At 64.6% G+C, this 13,735-nt stretch carries 11 protein-coding genes and 1 pseudogene; 8 read left to right on the forward strand and 4 right to left on the reverse strand.

Annotated features, from left to right (window positions below):
- Positions 1 to 19 precede the first annotated feature (19 nt).
- The 7 genes from pepP (at position 20) to gcvH (ending at position 8,390) form a co-directional block, all read left to right on the forward strand.
- Positions 20 to 1,351 (forward strand): Xaa-Pro aminopeptidase, encoded by a 1,332-nt coding sequence (gene pepP, locus IFU31_RS12610; RefSeq protein ID WP_192103152.1) that lies wholly within the window; start codon positions 20 to 22, stop codon positions 1,349 to 1,351.
- Positions 1,348 to 2,544, forward strand: coding sequence for a 2-octaprenyl-6-methoxyphenyl hydroxylase (ubiH, locus tag IFU31_RS12615; RefSeq protein WP_122479891.1), 1,197 nt, complete (start codon positions 1,348 to 1,350; stop codon positions 2,542 to 2,544). Before pepP ends, ubiH begins: the two co-directional genes overlap by 4 nt.
- A 23-nt stretch (positions 2,545 to 2,567) precedes the next feature.
- Positions 2,568 to 3,785, forward strand: a complete 1,218-nt coding sequence (locus IFU31_RS12620) for a 2-octaprenyl-3-methyl-6-methoxy-1,4-benzoquinol hydroxylase (RefSeq protein ID WP_192103240.1) — start codon at positions 2,568 to 2,570, stop codon at positions 3,783 to 3,785.
- A 118-nt stretch (positions 3,786 to 3,903) separates the two neighbouring features.
- Positions 3,904 to 4,905, forward strand: a complete 1,002-nt coding sequence (locus IFU31_RS12625; RefSeq protein WP_185794704.1) for an extracellular solute-binding protein — start codon at positions 3,904 to 3,906, stop codon at positions 4,903 to 4,905.
- Between the two features lie 165 nt (positions 4,906 to 5,070).
- On the forward strand, positions 5,071 to 6,696 hold the full coding sequence (locus tag IFU31_RS12630) for an ABC transporter permease (protein WP_192103154.1): 1,626 nt from the start codon (positions 5,071 to 5,073) through the stop codon (positions 6,694 to 6,696).
- A 183-nt stretch (positions 6,697 to 6,879) separates the two neighbouring features.
- Entirely contained in the window at positions 6,880 to 7,962 is a 1,083-nt protein-coding gene (gene gcvT / locus IFU31_RS12635; RefSeq protein ID WP_185794706.1) for a glycine cleavage system aminomethyltransferase GcvT, read from the forward strand.
- Between the two features lie 44 nt (positions 7,963 to 8,006).
- Positions 8,007 to 8,390: a glycine cleavage system protein GcvH gene (gene gcvH / locus IFU31_RS12640; protein WP_185794707.1), complete on the forward strand. Its 384-nt coding sequence runs from the start codon at positions 8,007 to 8,009 to the stop codon at positions 8,388 to 8,390.
- A gap of 37 nt (positions 8,391 to 8,427) precedes the next feature.
- On the opposite strand, the gene tauD is transcribed toward gcvH, so the two are convergent.
- From tauD to tauA, 4 genes and pseudogenes are all read right to left on the reverse strand, one after another.
- Positions 8,428 to 9,261: a taurine dioxygenase gene (gene tauD, locus IFU31_RS12645; protein WP_192059416.1), complete on the reverse strand. Its 834-nt coding sequence runs from the start codon at positions 9,259 to 9,261 to the stop codon at positions 8,428 to 8,430.
- Between the two features lie 31 nt (positions 9,262 to 9,292).
- Positions 9,293 to 10,060 (reverse strand): annotated as a pseudogene (gene tauC / locus IFU31_RS12650) (taurine ABC transporter permease TauC); the annotation flags it as partial.
- A gap of 59 nt (positions 10,061 to 10,119) precedes the next feature.
- Positions 10,120 to 10,926 (reverse strand): taurine ABC transporter ATP-binding subunit, encoded by an 807-nt coding sequence (gene tauB / locus IFU31_RS12655; protein ID WP_122479883.1) that lies wholly within the window; start codon positions 10,924 to 10,926, stop codon positions 10,120 to 10,122.
- Between the two features lie 28 nt (positions 10,927 to 10,954).
- Positions 10,955 to 11,935, reverse strand: a complete 981-nt coding sequence (gene tauA / locus IFU31_RS12660; RefSeq protein ID WP_122479882.1) for a taurine ABC transporter substrate-binding protein — start codon at positions 11,933 to 11,935, stop codon at positions 10,955 to 10,957.
- A 416-nt stretch (positions 11,936 to 12,351) separates the two neighbouring features.
- Here tauA and IFU31_RS12665 point away from each other — a divergent pair, with 416 nt between their 5' ends.
- Complete coding sequence (locus IFU31_RS12665) at positions 12,352 to 13,692, forward strand: OprD family porin (protein WP_122479881.1); 1,341 nt, start codon at positions 12,352 to 12,354, stop codon at positions 13,690 to 13,692.
- Positions 13,693 to 13,735 lie beyond the last annotated feature (43 nt).

Raw genomic sequence — 13,735 nt, forward strand, 5'->3', positions numbered from 1 at the left:
CCGGAGCCTTTGCCTGCCCATGAGCCACATCCCGAAATCGGAATTTGCCCGCCGCCGCAAGGCGCTGATGGCGCAGATGGTGCCCAACAGCATCGCCATCCTGCCTGCCGCCGCCGTGGCCATCCGCAATCGCGACGTGGAGCATGTCTACCGCCAGGACAGCGACTTCCAGTACCTGAGCGGCTTTGCCGAGCCCGAGGCGGTGATTGCCCTGATTCCGGGGCGCGAGCATGGTGAGTATGTGCTGTTCTGCCGCGAGCGCAATCCCGAGCGCGAGCTGTGGGACGGCCTGCGGGCCGGGCAGGAGGGGGCAATTCGCGATTTCGGTGCCGATGACGCTTTTCCCATCAGCGATATCGACGACATCCTGCCCGGCCTGATCGAGGGGCGCGACCGCGTCTATTCGTCGATCGGCAGCCACCCCGAGTTCGACCGGCACCTGATGGACTGGATCAACAGCATCCGTTCCAAGGCGCGCCTGGGCGCCCAGCCACCCAATGAATTCGAGGCGCTCGACCACCTGCTGCACGACATGCGCCTGTACAAGTCGGCCGCCGAGGTCAAGGTCATGCGCCGGGCCGCCGATATCTCCGCACGCGCCCATGTGCGCGCCATGCAGGCCTGTCGTGCCGGGCTGCACGAGTACAGCCTGGAGGCCGAGCTGGACTACGAGTTCCGCAAGGGCGGGGCGAAGATGCCGGCCTATGGCTCGATCGTCGCGGCCGGTCGCAATGCCTGCATCCTGCATTACCAGCAGAACGATGCGGTGCTGCGCGACGGCGACCTGGTGTTGATCGACGCCGGCTGCGAAATCGACTGCTATGCCAGCGACATCACCCGGACCTTCCCCGTGAGCGGCCGCTTTTCACCCGAACAGAAAGCCATCTATGAGCTGGTGCTCGAGGCGCAGCACGCGGCCTTCGCCGCCATCGGGCCCGACAAGCACTGGAACCAGGCCCATGAAGCGACGGTCCAGGTCATTACCCGGGGGCTGGTGCGGCTGGGCCTGCTCAAGGGTGAGGTCGACGAGCTGATCGCCCGCGATGCGCACCGCGCGTTCTACATGCACCGCGCCGGGCACTGGCTGGGGCTGGATGTGCACGATGTCGGCGAGTACAAGGTCGGCGGCGAGTGGCGGGTGCTCGAACCCGGCATGACCTTGACCGTCGAACCTGGCATCTACATAGCGCCCGACAACCTCAGCGTTGCGAAGAAGTGGCGCGGCATTGGCGTACGAATCGAGGACGATGTTGTGGTGACCAAGAAAGGCTGCGAGATTCTTACCGAGGCAGTGCCCAAGTCGGTCGCCGAGATCGAGGCGCTGATGGCCGCCGCACGGGCGGACGCATGAGCCGCTTCAACCTGGCCATCATTGGTGGCGGGCTGGTCGGCGCGAGCCTGGCCCTGGCGTTGCAGGCCGGGGCCAGGGCGCGCGGCTGGAAGATCGTGCTGATCGAGCGTTTCGCGCCGGGCGATGCCTACCAGCCCAGCTATGATGCGCGCTCCTCGGCGCTGTCCTTCGGCACCCGGCAGATCTACGAACGCCTGGGCTTGTGGCCGGCGATCAGCCAGCGCGCCGAGGCGATCCGCCAGATCCACGTGTCCGACCGCGGTCGCTTCGGCACCGCGCGGCTTCGTGCCGATGACGAGGGCGTGCCGGCCTTGGGCTATGTGGTGGAGAACGCCTGGCTGGGGCAGTGCCTGTGGCAGGCGCTGGACCAAGAGGTCGTGAGCTGGCGGTGCCCAGCGGAAGTGACTCGGATGCAGGCGCTGGCTGACGGCCATGAATTGACCCTGGACGACGGCACCCAGCTGCAGTGCGACCTGGCCGTGCTGGCCGACGGCGGTCGTTCCGAGTTGCGCGAGCAGCTGGGCATCGCCGTGCAACAGACGCGCTACGATCAGGACGCCCTGATTGCCAACGTCACCCCAGGCAATGCGCACCAGGGCCAGGCGTTCGAGCGCTTCACCGATGACGGGCCGATGGCCCTGTTGCCGTTGCCCGACAACCGCTGCGCACTCATCTGGACCCGTACTCCCGCCGACATTCGACGCTTGCAGGGCTTGCCCGACCAGGCATTTCTGCAAGAGCTGCAGGCGGTGTTCGGCTATCGCCTGGGCACTCTGCAGCGCGTCGGCGCTCGGCACGTCTACCCGCTGTCGCTGGTGCAGGCCGAGGAGCAGGTGCGCTCCAATCTGGTCGTGCTCGGCAACGCGGCGCATGCCTTGCACCCCATCGCCGGGCAGGGCTTCAACCTGTCGATGCGCGACGTGCAGGCGCTGGCCGAGGCCTTGCTCGCCAGCACCGGTCATTTGGGCCAGCTATCCCTGCTGCGTGGCTATGCGCAACGCCAGCGCCTGGACCAACGGCTGACCGTGGGCTTTTCGGACCAGTTGACGCGGCTGTTCGCAACGCCCGATCCCTGGCTTGCAGTAGGCCGCAACCTGGGCCTGCTGGGGCTCGATCTGCTACCGCCGGCCAAGCGCTGGTTCGCACGCCAGGCCATGGGCCTGGGCACTCGGTCGGAGATCGAAGGGCAATGAATACAGTGACCCATACGAATGAACTGCGCGCCGAACTGGTCATCGTCGGCGCGGGCATGGTTGGCAGCGCGCTGGCACTCGCCCTGCGTGACAGCGGCCTGGATATCCTGCTGATCGACGGCGGGCCGTTGACCGGCAGGCCTTTCGACGCACTGGCGCCGTTCGAGGCTAGGGTCAGTGCGCTGTCCGTGGCCAGCCAGCGCATTCTTCAGCGCCTGGGCGCCTGGGACGGTATCCAGGCGCGGCGTGCCAACCCCTACGGCCACATGTGCGTATGGGACGGCAGCGGTACCGGGCAGATCAATTTTTCCGCGGCCAGCGTGCATGCCGACACGCTGGGGCACATTGTCGAGAATCGCGTGGTTCAGGACGCGCTGCTCGAGCGGTTGCAGGACAGCGGAATCCGTCTGCTGGCCAATGCCCGGCTGGAGCAGTTGCGCTATTCGGGCGATGACCGACTGTTGACCCTGGCCGGTGGCCAGACCGTGCGTACCCCGCTGGTGATCGCCGCAGACGGCGCGCATTCGGCGGTCCGTGGTCTGGCGGGTTGCGAGACGCGCGAGTGGGATTACCTGCACCACGCCATCGTGACCAGCGTGCAGTGCAGCGAGGGGCATCGCGATACGGCCTGGCAACGTTTTACCGATGACGGCCCGCTGGCGTTTCTGCCTCTGCAGCGCGGAGATGGCAAGCATTGGTGCTCGATCGTCTGGTCGGCCACGCCGGAGCAGGCCGAGCGCTTGATGGCGCTGGATGACGCCGCGTTCTGCAAAGCCCTGGGGCAGGCCTTCGAGGGCCGTCTGGGCGAGGTGGTCGCTGCCGATGCCCGCCTGTGCGTACCATTGCGCCAGCGGCATGCCAAGCGCTACGTGGAGACCGGCCTGGCGCTGATCGGCGATGCCGCGCACACCATCCATCCGTTGGCCGGGCAGGGGGTCAACCTGGGTTTGCTCGACGCCGCCGTGCTGGCCGAAGAGCTGATACATGCCCGACAGCGAGGCGAACGGCTCGCCGGCCTGCCCGTGCTGAGCCGCTATGAGCGTCGGCGCATGCCGCACAACCTGGCCTTGATGGGGGCCATGGAAGGCTTCGAGCGCCTGTTCCAGGCCGATCAGCTGCCGTTGCGCTGGCTGCGCAACACGGGCTTGAAATGGGTGGAACGGCTACCCGAAGCCAAGGCGCTGTTCGTCCGCCAGGCGCTTGGCCTCACGGGGGATCTGCCTGCGCTGGCACGCCTGTAGGCATGAGGTGTGATCGATGGCCGGTAACATTTGGTAACGGCTGGACCCCAAGTTCGGTTGAGAAGCTAAATGTGATTCACTACCATTTCGCCCTCACTCGAATGGCAAGGGTTCCCTCATGATGGCGCGCAAACGTCTTCTCGCTGCACTGGCGCTCTGTCTGTTGGGTGGCAACGCCCACGCTGCCGATGAAGTGGTCGTCTATTCTTCGCGCATCGACGAGCTGATCAAGCCGGTGTTCGACGCCTACACCGCGAAAACCGGGGTCAAGGTCAAGTTCATCACCGACAAGGAAGCGCCGTTGATGCAGCGCATCAAGGCCGAAGGGCAGAACGCCACGGCCGACCTGCTGCTCACCGTCGACGCCGGCAACCTGTGGCAGGCCGAGCAGATGGGTATCCTGCAACCCATCACGTCAGCCGTCATTGACGGCAACATTCCCGCGCAATACCGTGCCGCGTCCCATCAATGGACCGGCCTGAGCCTGCGCGCGCGGACCATCGCCTACGCCAGCGAACGGGTCAAGCCGCAGGAGCTGAGCACCTACGAGGCCTTGGCCGACAAGCAATGGGAAGGGCGGTTGTGCTTGCGTACGGCGAAGAAGGTCTACAACCAGTCGCTGACCGCCACGTTGATCGAGACCCATGGCGCCGAGAAGACCGAGCAGATTCTCAAGGGCTGGGTGAACAATCTGTCCACCGACGTGTTCTCCGATGACATTGCGGTGCTGCAGGCCATCGACGCCGGGCAGTGCGACGTGGGTATCGTCAACAGCTACTACTATGGGCGCCTGCACAAGCAGCAGCCGAATCTGGGCGTGAAGCTGTTCTGGCCGAACCAGGGCGATCGCGGCGTTCATGTGAACCTGTCGGGCATTGGCCTGAACAAGTATGCACCGCATCCGCAGGCGGCCATTGCGCTGGTCGAGTGGATGACCGGGCCGCAGGCGCAGGCGATCTTTGCCGGGGTGAACCAGGAGTTTCCGGCCAACCCGACGGTGGCTCCATCTGCAGAAGTCGCCAGTTGGGGTGAGTTCAAGGCCGACACCTTGCCCGTGGAAGTGGCCGGCAAGCGTCAGGCCGAGGCGATCCGGTTGATGGATCGGGCGGGCTGGAACTGAGCTGATATCGGTGGGGCTCCTCCAAGGAGCCTGGCTGCGGTACACCCTGTAGGAGCGGTCCGTGGCCGCGAAGGGTGCGCTGCGGTCTTTCCGCCTATCTGCAGAGGCAGAGGCGCCGGGCTGTTGCGTTGAAAGCCTGCAACCTGAAAACCACGAGTGAATCCATTGTCTTCTTCCGTCCAACGCCGTTGGTACCCGCTGGTCTTGGCCGTGGTCGGGCTGGTGCTGCTGCCGTTGAGCGTGCTTGTGCTTTCCTGGCAAAGCATCGACATGCAGATATGGTCCCACCTGTGGGATACGCAGATGCCGCGCCTGCTGGGCAATACGCTTACCCTGGTGCTGGGCGTAGGTACGGGCGTGACGGTGCTTGGCGTCAGCCTCGCCTGGCTTACCAGCCTGTGTGAATTCCCCGGCCGCCGCTGGCTCGACTGGGCCCTGATGCTGCCGTTTGCCATTCCGGCCTACGTACTGGCGTTCGTCTTCGTCGGCCTGCTGGATTTTGCCGGGCCGGTGCAGAGCCTGCTGCGCGAGTGGTTCGGCAGCGGCCTGCGCCTGCCGCGGGTGCGCTCCACGGGAGGGGTCATCATCGTTCTGGTGCTGGTGTTCTACCCGTACGTGTACCTGCTGGCGCGGACCGCGTTCCTGGCCCAGGGCAAGGGCTTGATGGAGGCGGCGCGCATGCTCGGCCAATCCCCCTGGCAAGCCTTCTGGCGAGTGGCCTTGCCGGTAGCCCGGCCGGCCATCGGTGCGGGCGTGGCACTGGCATTGATGGAAACCCTGGCGGATTTCGGCGCTGTGGCGGTGTTCAATTTCGACACCTTCACCACGGCCATCTACAAGACCTGGTACGGCTTCTTCAGCCTCTCCAGCGCGGCGCAGCTGGCCAGCTTGCTGTTGCTGGCGGTGATGCTGGTGCTTTACGGCGAGCGGCGTGCGCGCGGTCAGGATCATGCGGCCAGCGAACGCCCGCGTGGGCAGGCGCTGTATCGGCTGCGCGGGCTCAAGGCATGGGTGGCCAGCGGCTGGTGTGCGCTGGTGTTCGCCTGCGCCTTCGTCGTGCCCATGCTGCAGTTGGTGGTGTGGTGCTGGCAGCGCGGGCGCTTCGACCTCGACGAACGTTACCGTGAGCTGATCGTGCATACCCTGTACCTGGGCGCCATGGCCGCGCTGATCACGGTCACGGTAGCGCTGCTGCTGGCGTTTGCGCGGCGGCAGGCGCCTACGCGAGGCATTCGCGCCGGAGTGGCGGTGGCGAACCTGGGCTATGCCTTGCCGGGGTCGGTGCTGGCGGTGTCGCTGATGCTGGCTGTCAGTTTTCTCGACCGCGAGCTGGTCGTGCCGTTGTCCGGCTGGCTGGGCGGTGCCGGGCGGCCATTGCTGCTGGGCAGTGTGGCGGCGCTGCTGGTGGCCTATCTGGTACGGTTCATCGCGGTGGCCTATGGGCCGCTGGAAAGCAGCCTGGCGCGGATTCGCCCCTCGCTGCCCGAGGCGTCACGAAGCCTGGGAGTGGGTGGTCCGCGGCTGTTCTTCAAGGTCTATCTGCCCCTGTTGCTGCCCGGCACGCTCAGCGCCGCGCTGCTGGTGTTCGTCGACACGCTCAAGGAGATGCCGGCGACCTTGCTGATGCGCCCGTTCGGCTGGGACACGCTGGCGGTGCGGGTATTCGAAATGACCAGTGAAGGCGAATGGGCGCGGGCGTCGCTGCCTGCCCTGACCCTGGTGCTGGTCGGCCTGCTGCCGGTCATCGGGTTGATTCGACGTTCGGCGCGCCAGGTCGGTCGAAACCACTGACCGGCTACGCGACCTTGTCGCTGCAGATATCACCCCCGCGACCTTGTCGCTACAGATATCACCACCGCGACCTTGTCGCTACAGATATCACGCCCGCGACCTTGTCGCTACAATGCGCCGCATCCGGCGCAGGCACCAAGGACAATTCGCCTGCGCTTTCGCCACGCCCGGAAGGAGAAACCCATGGGACAGCGCACGCCTCTGTATGACCTGCATCTTGCCCTCGGCGCAAAGCTGGTCGATTTTGGCGGTTGGGACATGCCTCTGCATTACGGCTCGCAAGTCGAAGAGCATCATCAGGTACGTCGCGATTGCGGCGTCTTCGACGTGTCGCATGTGACCGTGATCGATGTCCAAGGGCCGGACGCCCGGGCGTTCCTGCAATACCTGTTGGCCAACGATGTCGCCACCCTGACCGGCCCTGGCCAGGCCTTGTACAGCGCCATGCTCAACGCCGAGGGCGGGATCGTGGACGATCTGATCGCCTACTGCACCGAGGAAGGCTATCGCCTGGTGGTCAATGCCGCGACCCGTGACAAGGACCTGGCCTGGCTCAGCGCCCAGGCAGGCACGTTCGATGTGCAATGGCGCGAGCGCCCCGAGCTGGCGTTGCTGGCCGTGCAAGGGCCGCAGGCACGGCGCAAGGTCGCCGACCTGCTGGGCAGCCAACGCCGCGAGCTGCTTTTGCAACTGAACCCTTTCGAAGGCCGTCACCATCGCGACTGGTTCATTGCCCGCACCGGCTATACCGGCGAGGACGGTATCGAGATCGTCTTGCCCGCCGCGCAGGCGGTCGATTTCTTCAACGAATTGATCGGTGCGGGCATTTCGCCCATCGGCCTGGGCGCGCGCGATACGCTGCGTCTGGAAGCCGGGATGAACTTGTATGGCCAGGACATGGACGAGGCGCATTCGCCGCTGGCGTCCAACATGGCCGGCAGTGTGGCGTGGCAACCGAGCGCGCGCGCCTTCATCGGGCGCGAGGCGCTGGAGCGTGAACGGGCCGCCGGGCCGGCGATGAAACTGGTCGGCCTGGTGCTCGAAGAACGCGGGGTGCTGCGCGCGCATCAGGTGGTCCGCATCGCCGGAGTTGGCGAAGGAGAGATCACCAGTGGTAGTTTCTCCCCTACGCTGAGCAAGTCGATTGCATTGGCGCGTGTACCGATGGCGACCGCGGACCGTGCGGAAGTCGAGATACGTGGCAAATGGTACCCGGTACGGGTGGTCAAGCCGACCTTCGTCCGGCATGGTAGAACCCTGATCTGAATCGTATGGCGGGCTGGCCGCTGACCCTTGTTGAGGACAATGTTATGAGCGATATCCCTGCTGAACTCCGTTTTGCCGAAAGCCACGAGTGGGCACGCCTGGAAGCAGATGGCACGGTGACCGTGGGCATCAGCGATCACGCCCAGGAAGCCTTGGGTGACGTGGTGTTCATCGAGCTGCCGGAAGTCGGCAAGGTCTTCGCCGCCGGTGATCAGGCGGGCGTGGTCGAGTCGGTCAAGGCCGCTTCGGACATCTACTCCCCAGTGGGGGGCGAGGTGGTCGCGATCAACGAAGCGTTGGCCGATGGCCCGGAAAGCGTCAACGGCGAACCCTATGGCGCCTGGTTCTTCAAGCTCAAGCCAAGCGCTGCCAGTGAGCTGGACACGCTGCTCGACGCCGCCGGCTACAAGGCCGCCATCGGCGAATGACGGCCAGCGGGGGCGGCCATCGCCGCCCCCCGTGCGTTCAATACGGTCGATCCCCCATTATCGTCGCTCGATGCATCACGCGTCGCTGCGGGCGGTAGTCGTCTATCGCGTAATGCTGGGTCACGCGGTTGTCCCAGAAGGCGACGTCCCCTTGGCGCCATTGCCAGCGTACGCAGAACTCCGGACGCGTGCTGTGGGCGAACAGCAGGTCGAGCAGCGCCTGACTTTCAGCTGTCGAAAGTTCGTTGATGTGGGTGGTGAAACCATCGCTGACGAACAACGCCTTGCGCCCGCTGACCGGATGGGTCCGTACCACCGGGTGTGACAGCGGGGGATGTTGCCGGCGGGTCTGCTCCCAGCGCGCCAATGCCTGGGCATCGTTGCCAAAGCGTTCGAGCGGGAACGATTTGGCGAAATCATGGGTGGCGGTCAGACCGTCGAGCAGGGCCTGCATGGGCCTGGACAGCGCCTCGAATGCCGCGATTCCGCTGGCCCAGCAAGTGTCCCCGCCAAAGGGCGGTACCTGCTGGGCGGTCAGTATGGCGCCCATCGCCGGTTCCGCCAGAAAGGTCACGTCGGTGTGCCAGATGGCGTTGTCGCGTACGTCGGTCACGGCGGTGTCGAGCACCAGCACGTCGGGTTGCCCCGGCACACCGGGATAGATCGGATGAACGTGCAGGTCACCGAACTGCTGCGCCAGCCGTGCCTGCTGAAAAGGGGTCAGCGGCTGGTCGCGCCAGAACAGCACCTGATGGGCGAGCAGCGCGGCGTCGATCTCGCGCTGCTGGGCCGGGGTCAGTTCCCGACTGAGGTCGACGCCTTCGATGACCGCGCCGATAGTTGGGCTCAAGGGGGTGATGTGCAGAGTCATGTTGGTCAGCTCTGTTGGCAAAGTGGCTGGTTCAGTGGCTCTGGCCGTGCCAGGGCACCAGGCGCCGCTGCAGGGCGCGCAGGCCCATTTCCAGAGCGAAGGCGATCAGTGCGATTACCAGGATGCCCAGCACCACCACATCGGTGACCAGAAATTGCGCGGCCGACTGCACCATGAAGCCCAGGCCGCTGGTGGCTGCGATCAACTCAGCGGCGACCAGGGTCGACCAGCCGACGCCCAGGCCGATGCGGATACCGGTGAGGATGTCCGGCAGCGCACTGGGTATGATCACGTGGCGGATCAGTTGCGCCCGGGTGGCGCCCAGCGATTGCGCGGCGCGCAAACGGGCGGGATCGACATTGCGCACCCCGGTGGCCGTGGCGATGGCAATCGGCGCGAAGATGGCCAGGTAGATCAGCAACACCTTGGAGGTTTCGCCGATGCCGCACCAGATCACGATGAGCGGCAGGTAGGCCAGCGGCGGAATGGGCCGGTAGAACTCGATCAGCGGATCGAGAATGCCTTGCGCTATGCGGTTGTGGCCGATGGCGATGCCCACCGGAATGGCGAACAGCACGGCGAATGCCAGGGCCAGGCCGATGCGCCCCAGGCTGGCACCCAAATGTTGCCACAACGTGGCGTCCATATAGCCCTGGGTTGCCAGCAGCCAGGCTTTGTCCAGTACCGCGCCGGGCGAGGGCAGGAACAGGGGCTCTATCAGCTCGGTGGCGGTCACCGCCCACCACAGTGCCAGCACGCCTGCCAGGGTCAGCGTGCTGATGGCGCGCGTACTCAAGCGCCAGGGCCGGCGCGCGGCAGGTGCGCGGGCGCTGTCGAGAGCGTGCGTCGGGTAGAGGCTCATGCCGGCTCCTTGCGCGCAATGGCGCCCTGTGTGACAACGCGCTGGGCGAAAACCTGGGCAAGGACGTGCTCGCGGGTTTCGATGAATCGGCGGTCGGACTTGATCGCCCGGGCGCTCTCGCCAGCGGCATAGCGCTGGCCGAAGTCCAGGCTCAGGCGCTCCTCGACATGGCCGGGGTTGGGCGCCAGCAGAATCAGGTCGGTGGCCAGGAATACCGCTTCTTCGATGTCGTGGGTAATCAGGAACACCGGCTTGGCGGTACGTTGCCAGACCTGCAGCAGCAACTCCTGCATCTGCTCCCGGGTGAACGCATCCAGTGCGCCGAACGGCTCGTCCATCAACAGCACCTGCGGGTCGGCCGCCAGCGCTCGAGCCAGGCCCACGCGTTGACGCTGGCCACCGGAGAGTTGCCATATCTGTCGCTCGCCGAAACCTGCCAGGTCGACCAGCGCAAGCATGTCCCGCGCGCGCGCCTCACGCTGCGCCCGGCCGGTGCCTGCCAGTTGCAAACCGAAGGCGACATTGGTCAGGACGTCCTGCCAGGGCAACAAGGCGTCATCCTGAAAGACCACGCCACGGTCGGCCCCCGGCCCCTTCACCGCAACGCCGTCCAGGGTGATGCGGCCACTGCTGGGAGCCACGAAACCGGCGATCAGGTTGAGCAGCGAAGTCTTGCCGCTGCCCGACGGGCCCAGTGCGACGCACAGCTGCTGTGGCCCCAGGCTCAGCGAGATGTCCTGGAGCACCGGCTGCGCGGCGCCCGGGTAGTGGGCGCCGATACGGTCAAGAATCAATTGGGCCACGGTCGAACTCCGGTTGGCATGCGCGCGATCACTGAACGAACCGGGCGCTGACGTACGGCGTGTAGTCAGGCAGGAGCGCTTCCAGCTTGCCTTGCTCCTTGAGGAACTCGGCCGTCTTGGCCACGGCCTGTGCGGTGCCGCCACCCAGCAGCGCGGCGGAAGCCTGGGCCTGGGCATCGGGGTAGGTGGAGCCGGCGAGCAGGTCGGGGACGTCGGCGGCGTTGGCTCCCGTCAATTTGGCGATCTTGCGCACCGGCTCGGAATCGGCGGTCCACTGCGCCTGGTTCTTCGCATAGTCGGCGAATGAATCCAGCGTGACCTTGGCGAACCGGGCGATCACCTCGGGGTGCTTCTCGGCGTAATCCTTGCGCGCCACCCAGACCTCGAAAGTCGGTGCGCCCCACTGGCCGACCTGTGCGGCATCGGTGAGGGTCTTGCCGCTCTTGCGGATCTCGCCCAGCGCCGGCGACCAGACGAAGGCGCCGTCGATGTCGCCACGTTTCCACGCAGCGGCAATTTCGGCCGGCTGCAGGTTGACCACCTTGACCTTGCCTTCCAGACCCCAATGCTTCAACGCGCCGAGCAGGCTGTAGTGGGAAGTGGACACGAACGGTGTGGCAATGGTCTTGCCGACCAACTGCTGCGGGTTGTCGATGCCGCTGCCGTTGCGCACCACCAGGGCTTCGGCGGAATTGATCTGCGCCGAAACGATGAAAGCGACGATGGGCAACTTGCGTGAGGTGGCGGCAGCCAGCGGACTCGATCCCAGGTTGCCGATCTGTACATCGCCCGAGGCGATCGCCGTGACCACTTCCGGGCCACTGTTGAAGCGCCGCCAGTCGATCTTCTCGCCAATGGCCTTTTCATAGGTGCCGTCGGCCTGGGCGACCTTGCTGGGGTCGATGCCGGTCTGGTAGCCGACGGTCAACGTAGCGGCCTGGATGCCCATGGCCAGGCTGGCCAGGGCCAGGGTGCTGACCAGTTTTCGTGCGAAATGCTGCTTGGCCATGGTGGCTGCCTTTTGCGAGAGTCGGGTGGCTGAGGACCTTCGAACCCGCGCTGCCAAAGCGCGAAACGGCAAGTGTCGGAAGGGCGAATGAGGGCGAATCTAAACGATATAAGAAACGGCTTTGAAATACCGTTTGGGAATTAGCTTATGTTTTGCAACTGGATTGAACTTTTTTGTTTGGATGGTCTAGGTTGTTATGCGTTTAAATTCTAAAAAAACTTGAAACAATTCTTTTTGGTTTTGTGAAAATTTCGTTAACCTCGGCAACCAGAGTTTGGCTTAGACCAAGGTCTCGAATCGGCTTGTAAACATTGACTAACCGGTCACGCTTTGGCGCTAATCGCGCATCTGCGGACAAGGGGCGCCAGACCCCCGACCAAAGACACCACAAAAATTAGAAACCAGAGGAGCATCACATGTACAAGCAGTCGCTCGCCGCAGCCATCGCGCTCGCCAGCATCTCCACCAGTGTCTACGCCGCCGATCCGGCACCCTCGGGTTTCCTCGAAGCCAGCAAAGCAACGCTGAGCTCGCGGACCATGTATTTCCGCAACGATACCCGTGAAGGCACGGCGAACGACCAGGAAGAATCGGCTCAAGGCTTCCTCTTCAACTTCATTTCTGGCTACACCCCCGGCACCGTCGGCTTCGGTCTGGACGTGCAGGGCATGACCGGCATCCACCTGGACGGCGGCCGCGGTCACCACCCGAACAACAACAGCTTCTTCCCCAGCGACACCGACGGTTCGGCCGAGAAGTCGTGGTCGCGTGTAGGCGCCAACGGCAAGGTCAAGTTCGCCAAGACCGAACTCAAGGTGGGTAGCGCACTGCAGCCCAACCTGCCGATCCTGGTATCCAACGATGGTCGCTTGCTGCCTGCCGTTTACCAGGGCGGTATCCTGACCTCCAAGGACCTGGACAACTTCACCTTCACCGCCGGCCGCCTGAACAAGTCTGCGGGCCGTGCCACCAGCAACTACTCGGGCCTGGGCCTGAACGGCGGTACGCAGGACTCGAACAACTTCCAGTTCGCCGGTGTCGACTGGAAGGCCACCAAGGACCTGACCCTGCAGGTCTACCACGCGCAGCTGGAAGACTATTACAAGCAGACTTTCCTCGGCGCCGTGCACGTACTGCCATTGGGTGAAGACCAGTCGTTCAAGACCGACCTGCGCTACTTCGACAGCAGCTCCGACGGCAAGAACGGTGATGCTGGCTACCGCTTCAACAACAACAGCGGCTACGCCAAGAACCCTGGCGAAGTCGACAACAAGACCTGGAGTGCCATCTTCACCTACAGCATCGCTGGCCACGCATTCCTGGCCGGTTACCAGCAAGTGGGCGACGACGGCGGCATGCCGTTCATCAACAACGGCAGCGTTGTCGATGGCAACAACCGCAACGAAGGCAACGGCGGTTCCAGCGTCTATCTGTTCACCGACAGCATGGTCAACTCGTTCACCCGCGCTGGCGAAAACACCACGTTCGCCCAGTACTCCTATGACTTCAGCCGCATCGGCGTCCCTGGCCTGAAAGCCTCGGTTGCCTACCTGCATGGCGACGACATTCGCGCGGCCGGTACCGGCGACTCGAACAATTCCGAGTGGGAACGCGACATGCGCGTCGACTACGTGATCCAGAGCGGTCTGTTGAAGAACTTCGGCGCCACCCTGCGTAACGGTACCTACCGCAGCGACGTCGGCACCAACACCGATCAGACCCGTCTGATCTTCAACTACACGTACGCTTTCAAGTAATACGTGCCGTTGGAAAAAGCCCGCCTTGTGCGGGCTTTTTGTT

Origin of the sequence: Pseudomonas sp. CFBP 13602 (genome assembly GCF_014842725.1) — a bacterium.
Taxonomy (GTDB): domain Bacteria; phylum Pseudomonadota; class Gammaproteobacteria; order Pseudomonadales; family Pseudomonadaceae; genus Aquipseudomonas; species Aquipseudomonas baltica.